The sequence below is a fragment of the Vibrio nigripulchritudo ATCC 27043 genome, assembly GCF_000222685.1.
Lineage (GTDB): Bacteria > Pseudomonadota > Gammaproteobacteria > Enterobacterales > Vibrionaceae > Vibrio > Vibrio nigripulchritudo.
This window is the reverse complement of sequence record NZ_AFWJ01000006.1, coordinates 1-18,314: the sequence shown is the minus strand read 5'-3', so window position 1 is coordinate 18,314 and position 18,314 is coordinate 1. Positions and strand designations below refer to the sequence as shown.

Below are 18,314 nucleotides of genomic sequence, written 5' to 3'. Positions count from 1 at the left end.
GATTGCCATGTTCCTCATGAATGGACAGATAAAATCGTGCGTAAAGTGCAGGCTTCGAAAGAGCTGGTCGCACATTTTATGGGAACGATAGACACGACAGAGAAATTTCAGGCTCGACGTGCCCATCTGGCAGAACGTGAATGGGCGCGATTTAAAAAGAATGACTCGCTCGAATGCCGGAACTGCCATGAGTTCGAATACATGGATTTTTCAGAACAAAGCACTCGCAGCGCGAATCAACACTCAACCGCTCTGGCATCAGGTGAGAAAACATGTGTGGACTGCCATAAAGGCATTGCGCACAAACTACCAGACATGCATGGCGTTGAAGGCTGGCAATAAGGAGAAAATCAATGAGTACACTTGAATCTGTGATTTGGCATGTGCTCGGCTACTCTGCCATGCCAATCATCATTCTGACAGGTTTCGCGGGGGTGGCAGCTGTGTCTTTATGGCTGCTCTCTCTAGGGAAAGATAAAGACCCACAATAGAGCCAAGTTTTAGCACCTTTGCTTGCTATGGGCATTTGCCCAAAAGAAAACTCCCACCTTGCGGTGGGAGTTTCTTTTTCTAGCCAACTGAGTTGTTAGAGTTATTATCTTAGAATGCTTAAGCAGTTTCTGTTTCTGCTTCTTCCTCTTTCACGATATCTTCGATAACAGGAAGCGTTTGTTTCACATAATCGCCGGGAGCGACTCGAAGCACTGGGTAGTCTTCGTTGCCCACGCTGAACGGTTCGCGCTGCTCTTCTGGATTAAAGCCAAGCAGCCACTTATGCCAGTGCAGCCACCAAGAGCCTTCATTGTGTTCAGCGTTAGCCATCCACTCTTCAGCCGTGTCATCCAGATTATCATTAGTCCAGTAACCGTACTTTTTCTTGTCCGGATGGTTAACAATACCTGCAATGTGCCCTGACTCTCCAAGAACAAACGTCTTGTTACCACCAGTCTTAAGCGCACCACGATACGTTCCCTGCCAAAGCGCAATATGGTCGTCTTTGGTAGAGATGAAGTAGCTTGGGATACGAATCTTATTCAGATCGATCCAGACACCACCTATCTTGACGCCTTTGTCTTTAACCAGTTTGTTTTCCAGATACAACTCTCTGAGAAGGAAGTTATGCGTATCCGCGGCTACATTGGTACTGTCGCTGTTCCAGTAAAGCAGATCGAAATCAACCGGGCTGTTACCTTTCAGGTAATTATCAATGTAGTAGTTCCAGTACAGACTGTTCTCTCGCAACAGGCTGAATGTCACGCTCAACGAGCGACCATCCATGTAACCCTGCAGATTATTCTGAGCTTCAATCGCACGTATTACCGTGTCATTGATATAAGCACCAACTTCTCCAGGCTGTGAGAAGTCCAGTAATGTCGTGAAGAATGACGCAGACTTAATGCGTTTTTTCATTCTTTTCGCAGCATAGTATGCAACGGTGGAAGCGAGTACTGTTCCGCCGATGCAGTAGCCCGCGGCATTAATCTGCTCTTGACCAGTTATGGATTCAATTGCGCTGACCGCTTTAACCACACCATCTGTTACGTAGTCGCCAAATTCTACTTTCGCCTGAGAAGGACCAGGGTTACGCCAGGACATCATAAATACCGCGTGACCCTGCTCTAGCAACCATTTCACCAGAGAGTTTTTCTCACGCAGATCGAGAATGTAGTACTTATTGATAAACGGCGGCACAATCAGCAGTGGCGTTGCGTTTACCTGCTCTGTTACCGGACGATATTGAATCAGCTCAAACAGTTCATTTTGGTAAACAACGTCACCTTGGGTATTTGCGACATGTTCACCAATTTGGAACGCATCCGTATTGGTCATACGGATCTTCAAAATGTCGGCACTGGCCTCTACATCTTCTTTGAAGTGCTGCAAACCTGTCAGTAAGTTTTCACCATTCTGTTCCATTGTCAGCTTAAGCAACTCAGGGTTGGTCGCGATAAAGTTGCTTGGAGATAAAGCATTAATGGTTTGGCGAGAGAAGAAATTCAGCCTTTCTTTGGTTTTTTCATCCAGACCTTCAACAGCGTTGATGGTGTCTAGATACGTGCGGCTGAACAATAAGTAAGATTGCTTGATAAAGTTATAAAACGCATCATCTTGCCACGCTTTATCTTGAAATCTCTTGTCCCCTTTTTCTGCTTCAACAACAGATTCCTGGTTCGCTTGCAGCGCTACTTTTTGCCAAATCTCTAGTTGCTGTTCCCACCATTTAGTTTGAACTTCAAGAAGAGCGGCTGGCTGCTGAGCGGCTTTTTCGAACAATTCTGATGTATCTTCCAGGCTGATTTCGTGCATCGCCTTATTAAGAGGGGTATTGACGGCTGCCTTGCCTTGCTCAAGATCTTTCCACCATTGCTGGTTGCTCTCTTGGAGCTTAACAAGGTAGTCCGAAAAGAAGTTTTGAAACATGATAAAACCCTTTCTTCGGATCAAAAAAACGCCACCCGTAAGGGTGGCGCCCTCATCTTAAGCTGGAGTAGAAGCTTTCAGACTTTCAGAAGTGATTTGCTCAACGTCTTCTTTGAATTCATTAGCAATGGATTGAAGTTTGTTGCTGTCGTCCATCAGTTGCTGAGAAAGACGAGTAATAACAGACAGCTGCTGGTTGCTGAAAGAAGCCAGAGAAGTCACGTCTTTCACTTCACCCGCCGCTTTTAGCTGAGCAAGACCTAAGTCGCTGTATGAACGCAGTGCGTTTAGGTGAAGTTCAGTAATCACCTCTGCGTTTTTGGTGAATAGTTTGTTGATTTTTGTGTAAGGTTCGAACGTTTTTTCAGTTTGATCGGTAAAAGCTTTAAAAATGTCAGTGTACATGGTGTCTCTCCTGATAAACAAATTTCCATTAAGTGAATCGATATTTCTCAGTCGGGGCTCCTGCCCCAATGAGTAAAACAGTTGTTAACTGCGTTTCAGTACTACTGCAGTGCCCATTCCACCGCCGATACAAAGTGAAGCCACTCCGGTACTGCTATTTTGGCGCTTCATTTCATGAATCAGAGATACAATGATTCGGTTTCCAGATGCCCCTAGCGGATGACCAAGTGCAATCGCACCGCCATTTAGATTGGCTTTGGATAAGATGGTCTCTTTGTCCACTTCATGGTGATCCGCAAGCTGGTAAACCACACCCAGTGCCTGAGCGGCAAAGGCTTCGTTTAATTCGAATACGTCCACATCTGAAATGGAGAGTTCAGCTTTGCTCAAAGCACTTGTTACGGCTTTGACTGGTCCTAGTCCCATCACTTTGGGGTCAAGACCTGTTTGTGCATAGCTTGCCAACTCGCATAGAGGGGTCAGGTTTAATCTCTTAACAGCACTTTCGGATGCCACTACCAGTGCACTTGCACCATCGTTTATGCCAGAAGCATTACCAGCGGTGACAGTACCTTCACGATCGAAAGCAGGTCTTAGTTTTTGCAACCCAGCCAGACTCGCATCGGCTTTAGGATACTCATCTGTGTCAAACACAATCGTTTCACGACGCTGTTTCACTTCCACCGGAATAATTTCATCTTTGAATTTTCCGGCTTCAATGGCTGCCACTGCTTTTTGCTGGCTAGACAGTGCAAATTCATCTTGCAGCTCTCGAGATAATCCAACTTCCTTGGCAATGTTTTCGGCAGTGACTCCCATGTGGTACTGGTTGTAAACATCTGTTAAACCGTCGGAAATCAGTAGATCCTTAAAGCTGATATCCCCCATTTTCTGACCTTGGCGTAGGCTAGCCGGAGCAGCAAATGGGATTTGAGACATTACCTCAACACCTGCAGCGACAACCACTTCGGCGTCTCCACTGCGAATGTGAGAAGCTGCATCCATGAGGGTTTTCATGCCGCTTCCACACACCATGTTGAGCGTGTATGCAGGGGTAGTTTCTGGAACACCGGCAAAGATTGCAGCCTGACGACCGACACCCATGCCCTGACCAGCACCAACAACATTACCGACAATCACTTCGTCGACTTCGGTTGGGTTTACATTGGCGGCTTCAAGCGCACCTTTGATCGCGGCAGCACCTAGTTCACCTGCTGATGTGTTTTTTAATGTTCCACCAAACGCACCGATAGCCGTACGCTTCGCAGAAACGATGTATACCTTTTCCATTTTTTAATTCCTTTCTGAAGTTAACTCATGTACAGGCCGCCATTGACTGACAAAGTTTCGCCAGTAATGTAAGCCGCTGCATCGCTTGCCAAATAGCTGACCGCTTTCGCGATCTCATCTGGTTGAGCTAGCCTCTTCATTGGAATTTCGTTTTTAATGGTTTCCAGTACGTCTTCACGGATGGCAGTGACCATTGGTGTTGCCGTATACCCAGGAGCGACAGCATTAACTGTAACGCCTGAACGCGCACCTTCGGCTGCCAGTGATTTGGTAAAGCCGATCATGCCAGCTTTTGCAGCCGCGTAGTTCGCCTGACCAAATTGCCCCTTTAGACCATTTACTGAGGTAATGTTGATGATTCGCCCACCCCCTTTTCGCACATAGCGGCAAAAAGCGGTTGGGTAACGTTGAATAAGCTGTTCAGGTTTGTGTCGATAACATCAAACCAGCTGTCAGCCGACATTTTTTTGAAGACACCGTCTCGGGTGATCCCAGCGTTGTTAACAACAACATCTGGTGTACCTTCTTCTCTGAGAAGTTTTTCAAGCCTTTCACTGCACTCAGCAGTGTTAGTAACATCAAGTTCAAATAGTACAACCTGATCTTCCGTGAATTGCTTCTCATCGAACCATTCTTTTGCACACTTATAGTTACCAGTGTAATAGGTCGCGATAATACGATAACCTTCACTAACTAATTGCGTACTAATAGCCGACCCGATTCCACCCTTGGAACCAGTGATCAAAGCGAGTTTTTCCATTAATGACTCCGTTCTTACAACAAGCGTGACGCAAGACGTCAAAACCAACTGACGTTATTTTTAACGCCTCAATGAGATTTATTCTTAGAGCTTTTTAATACGTCTTAAAGACTCTTATTTGTTATTTAATTTAATTCGAGACTGTGACGTTTTTATTGCTTGATATTTAAAATAAGCAACATTTTTAATAAATCTACACACAAAGTTGAGTTTATTAGAAAAACAAGATCACAGTCTCAAATATCAGGTACTTATGTTAACAAAACGCTGAACAAGAAAAGTATTGTTTACATTTTTTAAACAACTTCGAATGATTTTCGAGCTATTGCTATATTTTTCAGTAAGTTAAAGATTATATCTATAGATATGTAATTTATTTAAATAACTAAGGGAAATGTTATTTAGGAAATAAAAATAATTCTAACAGAAATAAAAACCATATAGTTCATTCAATTATATTGACATAAATATCAGGTCTTTTATTAAAGAGAAAAAGGAAGGTTTTTATAAAATAAAAGGCAGCAATAACGTGCTGCCTTTTATTATTAAAAATAATATTAGAAAGTGAAACCTAAACTTGCAGAAGCGCCAAATTGGTTATTTCCAGCATAACTACCTGCCAAGTCAATATTTACTACGTCAAATGGGCTTAGCCCTAAGCCAAATGTAACAGAATTGTCTACTGTACTCTTAGTATCCATTTCGTAGCCCACTCTTAACTGAGCCCAGTCCCAGGCGTTGGCTTCTGCCCCTAATCGAACAAACTGAGTATCATCCGCTACACCTACAAAACGCGTTTGCGATGTTAGATCAGCATCTGCTGCTACAGTGAAAAATTCCGTTGTGTATGCAGCACCAACCGTCATCTGAGGCTTCAATTCGTAAACGTATTTGGTGTCGGTTGTGATCGACTGTTTCATAACGTCTTTGATGGCAAATGCCGCTCTGAAGTTACCAAGAAGCCATACCGCACCTAGGTCAACGTTAAATGCTGATTCGTTAGTTTCACCTTTATCGTATTCATCAAGCTCAAAGTCGTTTACGTTGATGTTTTGAGAGTATGTGGTGAGCTTTTGGAACTTAGGAGTGATACCAAGAGAAACTCGTTGACCAGCCAGATCAAGCTGCTTTGCCAGCGCGAGACCCACTTCTGTGTAGCCGAATGCGACCAGATCAACATTGGTATCCTGTATACGCTGATTCGTATCGGTAAGGCTGTCTGAGACCTTGTTTGCCACGTCTGTCACACCGATAATTTCAACATAACCAGACGTAAACAGGTTGGCTGCCACCAGGTTAGTTGGCAAGGCAGCAGCAACGCCAATATTTCCTGATGCTGTAAGAGGCTTATGCCCTGCCAGAGAGTCCAGGTGACCATTAAGCTCGGCTAATAGATCGGTAGAAGGTGAGCTCTGCACTTTTTTATAAGTTTTTTGCACGTCATCAATGACTTCTATCGCATTATCGGTATCACGAACTTTCACCCCACCGGCGGGGATTAGAATTGCAAAATCGTCAGATTCATCGATGACTGCCGCCAAGGCAGGGTTATAAAATGGGGCGACTAAATACTCACCTGAAGCAACACCCGTATTTCCCATACCATTCCCTCTGCCATCAGCTACGTGATTGGCTGCAGAAACGGAAAGAGACAGCAAAGACAAACCAAAACCCACTGCATATTTGTTATTCATAACGATATCCAATTTTATTTATTTTATAGCTCAATGAATTATAAAATTCATTCATGGAATGAAACTCACTTTCCATTCAATTAAATATTTTAATGTATAAATTCGCAACTAGCTTCTGATTTGTGTGATTTACAACCAAGTTTTATAAGTTGAAGGCTAAGGTAAAGCAGGAAGGATTTCTAAAGAAGTGGGTAATCTTTGGGTCAAAATCATCCGCTCTTTCTGACTTTTTGAAAGGCGTTTGATTTTGTATTCGAGTTTCATTGCTGTACTTTTAGAATCGGCAATATAAAGCCATTCAAGGGTTAACGGGGCTTTCCCTCTTAAAAATTTAGCGCCTTTTCCGGATTGATGCTGACGAAACCGACGAATCATATGGTCGGTTACGCCACAATAAAGAGAGGAGTTTTTGTCCCTGATAAGATAGACAAACCAGGGATTACTTTTAATCATTGATTTACAAGTGATCGGATTTGAGAAAGTGATACTTTCAGCTCTTCAATTTCATTTCTTAGCTCAGACACTTCATTCTCTAGCGCTTGAATTCGCGAATTGTCACCGACAGGCTCCGAAGCAACAGGTAATGATTCAATATCAACTTCACCGCAGAACAAATGCTGGTAGCGTGACTCTCGCTTGCCAGGCTCTCTAGGCAGCTTTACAACTAGCGCTCCTTCTTCGCGATTTGCCATCGCTTCAAGCACTGCTTCTGTTTCTTTTACATCTGCAAAAGTACACAGCCTGTTGGTGCGCGTTCTGAGTTCTCCGGGTGTCTGAGCGCCGCGAAGCAGCATACAACACACTACGCCTTTCTCCTGATCAGTCAGTTTCAAACTGCCAAACTCAGTATTACAGAAACGGTGCTGATATTTTGCGGCACGAGCATTGAAGCTACTTTCGTCTGTGACGAGACGGCGCTGCATAAGTGAATCCAATGCATTTTGCACATCACTTTCACTAAGCGAGAGGACAGGTTCACGATTGCTTTTTTGGTTGCACGCCGAAGTCAGGCTGTTTAGCGTTAGGGGATAATGATCAGGCGTTGTGACTTCCTTTTCTATCAAACAACCTATTACCCGAGCTTCTATCGCGTTCAATTCAATGCTCATTCGACTTTCCTTCTTAATTCGTTCCTATTGGTAACCAAACCTGCTCAGTGATTTGTAACCAATGGGATTCGCTGTGGCTTGCCATCCAAAGATAGAACAATAATTTTACTGCGGCTGAGTTCTATTTCGGTGAGTTCCTGCAACTGACGCCCTGTTTTGTAGGATGAACTTAACTTTTCTCTCTTAGAATGAGAGCTGTTTTCGGGTTCTAAATCGTCCTGAGGCGTCATAGTATCTTTAAAACTTATAAAAAGAGAAAAGAATGATATAGCGGTTATCCGCGTTAAGACAACTCTTGTCGAAGTGGATGCCTAAAAATTCGTCATAAGACGCAAGGGATTGATCTAAAGTCTGTTAAGCCAACCAGCATTGTGTTTTAATCGAAAAAAGTTACTCATTTTGATTTTTGAGGTAAAAATCCCATGAACAACGTTTTTGAAATCGTTAACCAAGCTCGTCGTAAGAACAAGCTAAAACGTGAACTTCAAGACAACGAAAAGAAAATCCGCGATAACTCTAAGCGTGTTGATCTTCTTGAAAACTTGCTTGACTACATCAAGCCTGAAATGAAGCACGATGAAATTGTCGCTATCATCAAGAACATGAAAGCGGACTACGAAGATCGCGTTGACGATCACATCATTAAGAGTGCCGAAATCTCTAAAGTTCGCCGTGACATCAGCCGCAAAATTCGCGAGCTGACTGAAGCAGACAAACAAACTCAAGGCAAAAAATAAACTGCCTGACTGTCTGCACCCTGATTTTCAGGGTTAGCACTCGTACGTACAAAGCCTCTGCTTAGCAGGGGCTTTTTAGTGTCTGTTGAAAAAAACATTCACCTAATCTAACCGATTCACTGCATTCATTACTTCAACAAATATCGGTATGAGGAAATTTTTTTCTGCGTTTAACGTTTGCGTAATCGCTTACTCTCACTTTCCTTAATCCACTGTATTCCCGAGTAAATCAAGCCTTGGTATAGTGACGAAAAATGACCATTCGGGGCACGGATAACCCCCTTTATCTCATGAAGAGAAGAATTGGTAGCGGTAAACACCGATGAGAATAAGAGGGTCAATTTATGGAATTTAGCACTGTTGAAATTTTGGGGTATGCGTCTTCTATCATGGTAGCGATCTCGCTAATGATGAAAGACATCGTACTGCTGCGTGTACTTAACTTTATTGGATGTGCACTGTTCACCACTTACGGTTTAATGATCGATGCCATGCCAGTTGTCGTAACAAATGGCTTTATAGCATGTGTGAATGTCTACTTCCTGCTGAAGATGTACAACGAGAAAAAAGCAGCCAGTCTGGAAACAGCCAAAGCCTGATAAGCTGAATCGTTCATAAGAAAAGCCAGTGTCTTCACTGGCTTTTCTACTTTCTGGTTGATTAGAGTCTGTTGATCTAGTTATTTTTTAACGCCATCCAGACGCTTTCCCATACTCACCGACTCATCAATGCTATAGCCTAGGTATTCGTAAAATTGAATGACTTTGGCGTTAGTGTTTCTGACCTGAAGATTTATCTTGGGGCACCCTTTTTCCTTTAACCGTCGCTCAAGATCTTCCATAAGTAAGCGTCCTGCTCCGGTTCCCTGATATTCAGGATCCACAGCAAGGTAGTTTGCCCACCCTCGGTGACCTTCGTATCCCCCCATAACAGACGCGACAACCTTGCCACTTTCTTCCATCACCAGAAACAGCTCCTTATCGTGAGCCACTTTAATATCGATGTCTTTGCTTGGGTCGTTCCAGGGAACCACTAATCCGCAAGCTTGCCATATTGCTATGATGCTTTGTTTGTCTGAAGGCTGATACGTCCTGATATTCATTCGCAATCCTTTTCTATAACACTGATTTTCTAGCTTATTACAAAGTACCTAAATAAAAAGGCTAGGAGAACCCCTTAGCCTTTGATATTTATGAATTTTTATAAATTAAGGTCTATGGACTTTGAATACTTAAAGCAGAATAAATAATCCTGCCAAGCATGCACTCATCAGGTTTGCCAGTGTGCCTGCAAGTACCGCTTTGAAACCTAAGTTTGCCACCTCAGAGCGGCGCTCTGGCGCGATCACACCGATAGAACCTAGCTGAATGGCGATAGAGCCAATGTTGGCAAACCCACATAATGCAAATGTAACAATCACTTGAGTGTGCTCAGACAGCGTCTCCTTGTTCGCCACAAAGTCGATAAACGCCACAAACTCATTCATCACCACTTTCTGGCCAATATAAGAACCCGCAGCCAACACTTCGCTGCCTGGAACACCAATCACCCACGCCAGAGGCGCAAATATATAGCCGAATATGGCTTGCAAAGTGATACCACTGAAACCACCCCATTCGCCAAGTGTTTCAAGACCAGTATTGACCATCGCGATAACACTCACGAATGCGATCAGCATAGTACCGACAGCAACGGCTACTTTCATACCATTCATGGCACCACTGGCAAGTGCATCAATAACATTGCTCTGTTCTGCTTTATCCATTTCAACATCAAGCTGCTGCGATGGTGTTCCTTGCTCCGGAACCAGAATCTTAGCCATCAGTAAGCTACCCGGTGCCGCCATGAAGCTTGCCGCTATCAGGTACTTCAGCTCTATACCCAGCCCAGCGTATCCACCCAGAACACTGCCCGCGACCGATGCCATACCACCAGCCATTACAGCAAACAGTTCAGAACGCGTCATTTTTGACAGAAACGGACGAACCAATAGCGGAGATTCACCCTGAGACAAAAAGATGTTACCAGTCGCGACTAGCGACTCTGCTTTACTGGTTCCCAAGAATTTCTGAATACCGCCACCAATAAACTCGATGACTTTCTGCATAATACCAAGGTAATAAAGCGCGGAAATCAAGGCACTGAAAAAGATAATGATTGGAAGAACACGGATTGCAAAAATAAACCCACTGCTCGCCAGATCACCAAAGAGAAAAGCGATGCCCTCGTCAGCAAACCCCAACAGGCTGGATACACCGTTGCTCAGACTGGTCAAAGCCAACTGTCCCCAAGGAAAGTAGAGGACAAGTGCCGCAAAACCAACCTGAAGAATCAGCGCTCTGGATACCGTTTTCCAGTTAATGGCTTTGCGGTTCTCAGAGAAAGCGTAGGCGCAAATCAGTAGGGTAATAACACCCAAAATGCTAAAAAGAATGTTCATTATCAACCCTGTTATCGAATGGAAATTGAAGAAGCGCCCAAGCGCAATTCAGACAGTAAATGGCAGGGTTGTGATGGTACGGAACTGAACCACCCCAGAATGGAATTGGAAAAAATCGTCATTGCGGATTCACCTTTACAAGCAGTTAAAATTAGCTGGTCCGGTCCGTGGGGTCATTCACATGCTTAGAATCTGTTGACTCTTGTTAGCAATCCTTGTGACGGCTTGTATTGGTTATGCAAAACGTATTAATCACAAAAGATCAACACGCCTCTATATCGGCTGTTCTAATCAATAAAACAACCGAATGTGCCAGCTTCGGCTTATAACCGAGCGAGAAGTATAGCGGCACAAATGAGAACTTCATCACATATTTTTACGCAAACGTTCAAGCGTATAAATAATGTTCAAACTACGCTTTACTATTGTTTTCAATGGGTCATGGCATTTGATTTCCACCATGTAAAAAAATTTTTAAATTTTTTTTGTAAAGATGTCTTTTGAGCCGATCGTTGTTCGTCACGTCATTGAAAAGCAGTTGGGCTTTTTCATTTAAAGGAGATTTATCATGACACTTACTACGATATTAATGGCGACTGTAGGCATACTGGCAGTATTAGCATTGGCAACTCTTTTGTTACCCAGACACATTGAAGTCGAAAGACAATCTATGTTGCCTAAGCAAGCTAAAGACATCATCAATCTGGCCGCTTCAAACAAGGGATACCAGAAATTCAACCCATATAAGTCGGCTGACCCAGATTTAAGTATTCAACATTTTGGCCCGGAGAATGGAATCGGTTCTGGTTTTCACTTTAACGGAAAAGATGGCAAAGGCAGCCAGGTGGTTTCATCTGTCACGAATCACTCTGTTCAGTACAGTATTGATCTTGGAGCAATGGGGCAGCCCACTCAGATCATCAAAGCAGAACCAAAAGAAAATGGCGCACTCGTCACATGGCGCATGGAAATGGATTTAGGGAACAACCCAATTGCTCGAGTATTTGGTTTGTTTATGGACAAGATGGTAGGCAAAACCTTCGAAAAAGGTCTGGATAACCTGGCGAAAGCTGCTTAACCCACCAAATTTAAAACTTAGCGAACTTAAGGAGAAAAACGATGCGCTATACATTTTTACTTTACACCGACCCGGCAGATCTAGCAGACATGACTCAGGAAGACTGGATTGCAGAAAAAGAAGTTTATGGGGCTTACATCGAATCACTGCAAAAAGCAGGAGTGTTTGTCGATACAGACTGGTTGCAGCCAGTTGATACTGCAACCACAGTCACGCTGAAAGACGGGACAAAGCAGGTGCAAGATGGTCCTTTCGCAGAGACACGTGAAACGCTTGGAGGGTTCTTCGTAATCGATGTACCCGATCTGGATGCGGCTATGGTTTGGGCTGAGAAGTGCCCTGCTGCAAAACGCGGGAAAGTTGAAATTCGCTGCTCCGCAATGGACTCACTATGAGCAAAGAATATCGTGCCGCCGAAATGGCGGCACGTTCCTCATACGGAAAGCTGCTGGCGTATCTGTCATCCAGAACTCATGACATTGCGCTTGCTGAAGACGCATTAGCAGAAGCCTTTACTAAAGCACTCAGCCACTGGAAAGAGAACGGCATTCCGAACAACCCAGAAGCCTGGTTGATGACGGTCGCCAAAAACAAGATCACAGATCGCCAGCGTCAATTGGTTCGCTTTCCCGAAGAACCAGAAATTGAAGAGGAAGCGAACATGGAATCCGACTCCCCCGCTCTGCCAGACAAGAGACTCGAGCTGATGATGGTTTGTGCTCACCCTGCTATCTCAGCGGATTTGCATACGCCCCTGATGCTGCAAACTGTTCTGGGAATTGAAGCAAAGGTGATCGCCAGACTCTTTATGTATCCCCCTGCTGCGCTGGCAAAGCGTCTCGTCAGGGCAAAAGCCAAAGTACGTGATTCTGGTATCCCCTTTCAGGTCCCAGATCCTTCTCAGTTACCTTCACGTTGCCAGACAATATACGAAGCTATTTATGCTCTACACACCTACGACTGGCTTGATCCAAACGATACTTTTGGTGAAGAGGCATTGTATCTGGCGGATCTTCTTGTTTCTCTCGTTCCTGACGATCCGGAAGCCAAAGGGCTTGCTGCTCTGATTGCCTTTGGACACGCGCGACGGTTAGCCAGAATTCATGAACAGACCTTGGTCCCCGTTGAGAAGCAAGACATGGCACTTTGGGACGATAGCCTTTCACTGTATGCTCAACGTAAACTGAAGGACGCACATGCGTTAAATCGCGTTGGTCGCTTCCAGATTGAAGCCGCGATTCAGTCGGTTCATCAGGCTAGGAAGTCTTCAGGAGTAACGGACTGGGAAGCCCTTAGTAAGCTTTATCCTGCACTCATTCAGTTTGCCCCTTCTGTTGGCGCGAAGGTGGCTTATTCTGTTGTAGTGGCTAAACACTTTGGTTACGAGAAAGGGCTTAATCTAGTTCTGGATTTAGAATCTGAAATTGGTTCGGGTTTCCAGCCTCTTTGGGCAACGAAAGCTGAATTCTACCGCAAGCTCTGCCAACCCAAAGAAGCCGCAGACTGCTATCAGAAAGCTATTTCTCTCTCGACGGATACGCCAACCATACGATTCCTGGAAAACCAGTTAAATTCAATGAGATTAAACTGAGCGCGTAACAGGCTTATAAAAAAAGCCCCAGATAAACTGGGGCATGCATAATCAACTTACAAAGCTTGTCAGTGTTACTCGTCTTTAAGTTCCACCAGCTTAGTACTTCCTCCATGGAACTTTTCACGCTTGCGCTGAACCATGGCATAGAAGCTTGGAATCAGGAAGGTACCCGCCAGTAACACGCAGAGTAAGCCACCAACCAGTGACACACCTAATGAGTTCTGACTGATGTAACCCGCACCTGAAGCAAAGATTAGCGGAGTAATACCCAAGATAAACGACCAGGAAGTCATATTCACGGCACGGAATCGCAATTCACCACCATGAACGGCAGCTTCGTCGATCGGTACTTCTTTGTTCTCACGCTCCAATTTCGCGAACTCTACAATCAAAATGGCGTTCTTCGCTGCGAGGGCTATCAACAACACTAAACCAATCTGGGCGTACAGGTTCAGTGGAATACCCGTCAAGTTAAGCGCCATAAACGAGCCCAGTGTCGCTACCGGAACCACAAGAATGATAGCCAGTGGAATCGTCCAGCTCTCGTACTGTGCCACCATAAACAGATAAATGAAGATTAGAGCCAATGCAAACGCATAGATCGCCTGATTGCCCGCTAACTTCTCCTGGTACGCCAATCCTGTCCACTCGTATTGATACCCATGAGGCAGTACTTCAGCCGCAACTCGCTCCATCGCTGCAATAGCATCACCACTGGAATAACCCGGTGCCGCTTCACCCTGAATGACAGCAGAACGGTACATGTTGTAACGCCAAGCCACATCCGGTTCGAAGACCTGCTCATAACTCACCAGAGTACTTAGCGGGATCATGTCTCCAGACTGGCTACGAACGTGGAACCTGCCAAGATCTTCCATGTCTGTTCTGTGTTCGGCATCTGCCTGAAGTGTCACCCGGAAGTTCTTACCAAACATGGTGAAGTCGTTAACGTAAATAGAACCGAGGTTACCCTGAAGCGTCTGGAAAATTTCGCCCAAAGGAATGCCAAGCTGCTTAGCTTTCTGGCGATCAATGTCCAGATAGAAGTGCGGAACGTTGGCACGGAACGTACTGTAGGTGTACAGAATTTCCGGCTGAGCGTTCGCTTTAGCCATAACCTCGCCCATAACCTGAGCTAAGTCGCTTCGGTTTCGACCTAACGCATCTTCAAGTACGAATTCAAAGCCAGAGCCTGCTCCCATTCCCGGTACGGCTGGCGCACCCATTGCAAATACAACAGCTTCTGGAATTTCCTGTGCCGCACGAGCATTAATACGATTCGTAACGGCAAAAGAAGAATGATCGCCGTCCAGATTGTTTCGGTAGTCCCAATCCTTGAGTTTAACGAACAGTGAAGCGCCATTTGACGCCGCTGCACCGGTCAGGAAAGCATAACCATTAGCGACAGTCACACCTTCGATACTAGGCTCTTGGTTGATCACATCCATCAGCTTTTCAGTTACCGCTTCTGTACGAGACAGAGAAGCGGAATCCGGTAATTGGACGTTCACCAGCATGATGCCTTTATCTTCCTGTGGCACGAATGCTGTTGAAGTGGTTTTCGCAAGGAACGAAACCGCCGCCACTGCGACACCAAAGAAAATCAGTGCCAGAATTGTTTTCTTAACCAGAAAACCCGCTGCCTTACCATATTGACTAGTGACTTTGTCCAGAACCCGATTAAAGGCATCAAACCATTTCGCGGTATTGCCTCCGCCTTGCTTAAGCACCAGAGAACACACAGCAGGCGATAAGGTAAGCGCATTAATCGAAGAAATAACAACAGAAATACAGATAGTTAAAGCGAACTGACGGTACATGATCCCGGTGATTCCCGGTAGCATTGCCACTGGAATAAATACGGCAAGGAGAACCAGTGTTGAGGTAATGATAGGTCCGGTTACCTCTTTCATTGCCTTAAGCGTCGCTTGCCTTGGCGTTAAGCTTGGATCGCGTTTCATGATGGTATCAACGTTTTCGATAACCAGAATCGCATCGTCCACCACGATACCAATGGCCAGAATCAGACCAAAAAGAGTTACGGTATTAATGGTAAAACCAGTTGCCAACATGATGGCAAAGGTACCAATCAAAGAAACGGGAATGGCAATAACCGGAATCAGAGTAGCACGCGCACTGCCCAGGAACAGGTAAGTGACCGCGATAACCAAAAGAATGGCTTCAATAAGTGTTTTGACTACGCCTTTAATCGACTCTTCAACAAACAGAGTCGTATCGTAACTGGTTTCGTACACCATACCTTCAGGGAAAGTCTTGGAAAGCTCTTCCAGCCTTTCCATCACCAAACCACCACTCTCAAGAGCGTTCGCACCAGACTGGAGAGAAAGCACCACGATAGAAGCGTCCTGACCACGGAATAAGCCCGTACCGTTGTAAAAGTTTTTGCCCAGTTCTACACGAGCGACATCTTTCAAGTAAACCGCAGAACCATCTGGGTTAGCACGAAGCATAACGTCTTCAAACTCTTCCACCGTCTCTAGTCGACCTTTAGTCACCAGGTTAAACTGCACTTCCTGTGGGTTAGCGTATGGTGCCGCCCCGATGTTACCTGCAGCTACTTGAACATTCTGCTCAGCCAGGGCTGCATATACGTCCGAAGTCGTCATTTTCAGCGACGCCAGTTTTTCCGGATCCAGCCAGACACGCATTGCGTACTCACCACCACCGATAACACTCACGTTACTGATGCCTTTAACACGAGCAAGCTGATCTTTAACGTTCAGGTTCACGTAGTTGATCAGGAACTGATCATTGTACTTACCCTCAGGCGAGTAAAAGTTCAGTACCATCAACAAGTCAGGTGAATTTTTCTTCACCGTGACACCCACCATTCGAACCTCTGGTGGCAACTTTGATTCGATCTGGGTTACACGGTTTTGAACGTTGACCTGAGCCATGTCTGGATCGGTTCCGATATCAAAGGTCACGTTTAACGAGTAAGAACCGTCGTTGGCACTCTTCGAAGACATATAGATCATGTCTTCCACGCCATTAACTGAGGTTTCTATCGGGTCGGCAATTGCCTGCTCTACAACTTCTGCACTGGCACCAGTGTAGTAAGCTGTAACGTTAACAGAAGGCGGGCTGATTTCCGGATACTCAGAAACCGGCAGTACAAGCAATGAAATTGCCCCTGCCAATGTAAGAATGATGGAGATGACCAGCGCGAATTTAGGGCGCTGAATAAAAAATCGGCTCAGCATGATTAAGCTCCCGTGTTGGCGGAATCGGAGTCTTGGATATTGACAGGCATTCCATTCCTAACACGTTGCAAGCCTTGCGTAACAACCTGCTCTCCCTTAGCGAGCCCTTCTGTCACGATGACACCTTGCTCGGTCTGCTTTCCTAGTGTGATGTTTCTGCGCTCAGCTATGTTGCCTTTGGCAACAATCATGATGAAGTCGCCTTCAAGATCAGTCTGAACAGCGCGCCTTGGTATCACCACCACTTCTTCTGGTGTTTGTTCCTGAATGGCAACACGAACATGCTGCCCCGGTAATAATGCGTGATCTGGGTTGGCGACGCTGGCTCGAAGTGCAATTGTCCCGGTGTTCAGATTGATTCGGTTACCGATGAAATCTAACTTGCCTTTGTGTTCATACACACTGCCATTTTCAAGCTTGATCACTACTTCAAGCGCTTTTGCAGCTCCTTCACCATCACCTTTCACTTTATCCATGCCAAACTCCAGTCTTTCCCGCTCACTTACGTTAAAGCTGGTATGAATCGGGTCTAAACTGACAATGGTGGTTAAAGGACCGGAAGAGGGAGAAACCAGATCACCAATACTCACATTGCTGCTGCTGATTCTTCCTGTGAATGGCGCAGTAATTTGAGTGTGAGACAGGTTAACATTGGCGAGATTGAGTTGTGCTTCTGCGGCTTCTACCTGAGCTTCGGCACTCAATTTCGCAGCTGTAAGCGTGTCAAATTCAGATTTGGAGATGTTGCCTTTCGGCAAGAGATTTTTGCCACGCTTGAAGTCCATTTCTGCTTTTTTCAATGAGGCATGTGCCTGTGCCAATGAGGCTTTGGCGGTTGCAACCTGAGCATCAAAGGAGGAAGGTTCGATTTGATATAAAACATCGCCTTTTTCAACAAGCTGCCCCTCGATAAACAGACGATCTTTCAGGTAACCAGAAACCTGTGCTGTAATGTTGGCATCTTCAACGGCTTGTACTCTGCCAACATAGGTTTTACTCTGTTGATGCATGACGGTGGTTGACTCCATAGCCACCACATTAGGCGCTACGGCGTTTCGATTTCCTTGTTCTGCTTCACCACATCCTACTAATACTAATGAGCTGGCGACTGCCAGACTGAGTAATGTTTTCTTCATGTATCTACCATTTTTTAGAAGAGTTTTGAGTTTTGTCTAACGGATAATGCCTTGCTAGCGCGATTATGATTTTACTTTTAACCAATTATCCGTAGCCGGAATCACCAACATAAGAAATGTGACACAATAGATGTCAGCGAAACCGTTGCGATATACGCAAGTTACCTCATATGATTGCCTAGTGGCGAGTAGAAATGATTTTCATGACGCGTTTTCAGTTTTTGATTCAGCCCCGTAGGATCTTCAAAGTGATGTTTCGCCAGAAAACCAATGCATTCTCACTAAACCAAGGTTCAAGAGATAGCTTGCGTATATTGACAGTTATTTTTGTTAGAGTGCTGCAAATATCTCACATAAAATTGTGTCAGTTTATTGCAAATTACAAAGAAGTGATAAAGTCATCATTTTTATGTAGTTACCTATTAC

At 44.9% G+C, this 18,314-nt stretch carries 17 protein-coding genes and 1 pseudogene; 7 read left to right on the top strand and 11 right to left on the bottom strand.

The genetic code is table 11. The features are described from left to right. Together RH89_RS01740 and RH89_RS28970 are read left to right on the top strand one after the other, a co-directional pair. Positions 1-342 (top strand): NapC/NirT family cytochrome c (locus RH89_RS01740; RefSeq protein ID WP_004398248.1); only part of this gene is annotated, 342 nt, incomplete at its 5' end. Between the two features lie 11 nt (positions 343-353). Continuing rightward, positions 354-491 carry a TIGR02808 family protein gene (locus RH89_RS28970; protein ID WP_004398247.1) on the top strand — a complete coding sequence of 46 codons (138 nt, stop codon included), beginning with the start codon at positions 354-356 and terminating at the stop codon, positions 489-491. A 118-nt stretch (positions 492-609) separates the two neighbouring features. On the opposite strand, the gene phaC is transcribed toward RH89_RS28970, so the two are convergent. The 7 genes and pseudogenes from phaC to RH89_RS01705 all read right to left on the bottom strand — a co-directional run bounded on the left by phaC (position 610) and on the right by RH89_RS01705 (position 7,679). After that, positions 610-2,421, bottom strand: coding sequence for a class I poly(R)-hydroxyalkanoic acid synthase (gene phaC / locus RH89_RS01735; protein ID WP_004398246.1), 1,812 nt, complete (start codon positions 2,419-2,421; stop codon positions 610-612). A 57-nt stretch (positions 2,422-2,478) separates the two neighbouring features. Further along, positions 2,479-2,826, bottom strand: a complete 348-nt coding sequence (locus RH89_RS01730; protein WP_004398245.1) for a phasin family protein — start codon at positions 2,824-2,826, stop codon at positions 2,479-2,481. An 84-nt stretch (positions 2,827-2,910) separates the two neighbouring features. Continuing rightward, positions 2,911-4,116, bottom strand: a complete 1,206-nt coding sequence (locus RH89_RS01725) for an acetyl-CoA C-acetyltransferase (protein WP_004398244.1) — start codon at positions 4,114-4,116, stop codon at positions 2,911-2,913. Between the two features lie 20 nt (positions 4,117-4,136). After that, positions 4,137-4,876, bottom strand: a pseudogene (locus RH89_RS01720) (SDR family oxidoreductase). Positions 4,877-5,433: 557 nt separating this feature from the next. Next, positions 5,434-6,570 (bottom strand): conjugal transfer protein TraF, encoded by a 1,137-nt coding sequence (locus RH89_RS01715; protein WP_004398241.1) that lies wholly within the window; start codon positions 6,568-6,570, stop codon positions 5,434-5,436. Positions 6,571-6,726: 156 nt separating this feature from the next. Further along, on the bottom strand, positions 6,727-7,023 hold the full coding sequence (locus RH89_RS01710; RefSeq protein ID WP_004398240.1) for a GIY-YIG nuclease family protein: 297 nt from the start codon (positions 7,021-7,023) through the stop codon (positions 6,727-6,729). Next, on the bottom strand, positions 7,020-7,679 hold the full coding sequence (locus tag RH89_RS01705) for a YceH family protein (RefSeq protein WP_004398239.1): 660 nt from the start codon (positions 7,677-7,679) through the stop codon (positions 7,020-7,022). Before RH89_RS01705 ends, RH89_RS01710 begins: the two co-directional genes overlap by 4 nt. A 422-nt stretch (positions 7,680-8,101) precedes the next feature. Here RH89_RS01705 and RH89_RS01695 point away from each other — a divergent pair, with 422 nt between their 5' ends. Further along, a complete protein-coding gene (locus tag RH89_RS01695) occupies positions 8,102-8,416 on the top strand; it encodes a DUF496 family protein (RefSeq protein ID WP_004398237.1) in 315 nt (104 codons plus the stop codon). Between the two features lie 344 nt (positions 8,417-8,760). Continuing rightward, the gene (locus RH89_RS01690) at positions 8,761-9,015 is read left to right on the top strand and encodes a YgjV family protein (protein WP_004398236.1); all 255 of its coding nucleotides are present in this window, start codon (positions 8,761-8,763) and stop codon (positions 9,013-9,015) included. Between the two features lie 80 nt (positions 9,016-9,095). Here RH89_RS01690 and RH89_RS01685 read toward each other — a convergent pair whose 3' ends face one another. Both RH89_RS01685 and RH89_RS01680 read right to left on the bottom strand, forming a co-directional pair. Further along, entirely contained in the window at positions 9,096-9,518 is a 423-nt protein-coding gene (locus tag RH89_RS01685; RefSeq protein WP_004398235.1) for a GNAT family acetyltransferase, read from the bottom strand. Between the two features lie 129 nt (positions 9,519-9,647). Further along, a complete protein-coding gene (locus RH89_RS01680) occupies positions 9,648-10,856 on the bottom strand; it encodes a NupC/NupG family nucleoside CNT transporter (RefSeq protein ID WP_004398234.1) in 1,209 nt (402 codons plus the stop codon). Positions 10,857-11,424: 568 nt separating this feature from the next. On the opposite strand from RH89_RS01680, the gene RH89_RS28560 reads away from it, so the two are divergent. From RH89_RS28560 to RH89_RS01665, 3 genes are read left to right on the top strand one after another with little or no spacing between them, the layout of a single operon-like run. Further along, complete coding sequence (locus RH89_RS28560) at positions 11,425-11,934, top strand: SRPBCC family protein (protein WP_004398232.1); 510 nt, start codon at positions 11,425-11,427, stop codon at positions 11,932-11,934. 41 nt (positions 11,935-11,975) lie between these two features. Further along, positions 11,976-12,329, top strand: coding sequence for a YciI family protein (locus RH89_RS01670; protein WP_004398231.1), 354 nt, complete (start codon positions 11,976-11,978; stop codon positions 12,327-12,329). Continuing rightward, positions 12,326-13,525, top strand: a complete 1,200-nt coding sequence (locus tag RH89_RS01665) for an RNA polymerase sigma factor (protein ID WP_004398230.1) — start codon at positions 12,326-12,328, stop codon at positions 13,523-13,525. The genes RH89_RS01670 and RH89_RS01665 overlap by 4 nt, the downstream gene beginning before the upstream one ends. Positions 13,526-13,599: 74 nt before the next feature. On the opposite strand, the gene RH89_RS01660 is transcribed toward RH89_RS01665, so the two are convergent. Further along, positions 13,600-16,752, bottom strand: coding sequence for an efflux RND transporter permease subunit (locus RH89_RS01660; protein WP_004398229.1), 3,153 nt, complete (start codon positions 16,750-16,752; stop codon positions 13,600-13,602). A gap of 2 nt (positions 16,753-16,754) precedes the next feature. Further along, positions 16,755-17,888, bottom strand: a complete 1,134-nt coding sequence (locus RH89_RS01655) for an efflux RND transporter periplasmic adaptor subunit (RefSeq protein WP_004398228.1) — start codon at positions 17,886-17,888, stop codon at positions 16,755-16,757. Positions 17,889-18,314 lie beyond the last annotated feature (426 nt).

Bases quoted from the DNA above. Each gene is read 5' to 3' on its own strand.
- RH89_RS28970 (WP_004398247.1), top strand. From the start codon at position 354: ATGAGTACACTTGAATCTGTGATTTGGCATGTGCTCGGCTACTCTGCC.
- phaC (WP_004398246.1), bottom strand. From the start codon at position 2,421: ATGTTTCAAAACTTCTTTTCGGACTACCTTGTTAAGCTCCAAGAGAGC.
- RH89_RS01730 (WP_004398245.1), bottom strand. From the start codon at position 2,826: ATGTACACTGACATTTTTAAAGCTTTTACCGATCAAACTGAAAAAACG.
- RH89_RS01725 (WP_004398244.1), bottom strand. From the start codon at position 4,116: ATGGAAAAGGTATACATCGTTTCTGCGAAGCGTACGGCTATCGGTGCG.
- RH89_RS01715 (WP_004398241.1), bottom strand. From the start codon at position 6,570: ATGAATAACAAATATGCAGTGGGTTTTGGTTTGTCTTTGCTGTCTCTT.
- RH89_RS01710 (WP_004398240.1), bottom strand. From the start codon at position 7,023: ATGATTAAAAGTAATCCCTGGTTTGTCTATCTTATCAGGGACAAAAAC.
- RH89_RS01705 (WP_004398239.1), bottom strand. From the start codon at position 7,679: ATGAGCATTGAATTGAACGCGATAGAAGCTCGGGTAATAGGTTGTTTG.
- RH89_RS01695 (WP_004398237.1), top strand. From the start codon at position 8,102: ATGAACAACGTTTTTGAAATCGTTAACCAAGCTCGTCGTAAGAACAAG.
- RH89_RS01690 (WP_004398236.1), top strand. From the start codon at position 8,761: ATGGAATTTAGCACTGTTGAAATTTTGGGGTATGCGTCTTCTATCATG.
- RH89_RS01685 (WP_004398235.1), bottom strand. From the start codon at position 9,518: ATGAATATCAGGACGTATCAGCCTTCAGACAAACAAAGCATCATAGCA.
- RH89_RS01680 (WP_004398234.1), bottom strand. From the start codon at position 10,856: ATGAACATTCTTTTTAGCATTTTGGGTGTTATTACCCTACTGATTTGC.
- RH89_RS28560 (WP_004398232.1), top strand. From the start codon at position 11,425: ATGACACTTACTACGATATTAATGGCGACTGTAGGCATACTGGCAGTA.
- RH89_RS01670 (WP_004398231.1), top strand. From the start codon at position 11,976: ATGCGCTATACATTTTTACTTTACACCGACCCGGCAGATCTAGCAGAC.
- RH89_RS01665 (WP_004398230.1), top strand. From the start codon at position 12,326: ATGAGCAAAGAATATCGTGCCGCCGAAATGGCGGCACGTTCCTCATAC.
- RH89_RS01660 (WP_004398229.1), bottom strand. From the start codon at position 16,752: ATGCTGAGCCGATTTTTTATTCAGCGCCCTAAATTCGCGCTGGTCATC.
- RH89_RS01655 (WP_004398228.1), bottom strand. From the start codon at position 17,888: ATGAAGAAAACATTACTCAGTCTGGCAGTCGCCAGCTCATTAGTATTA.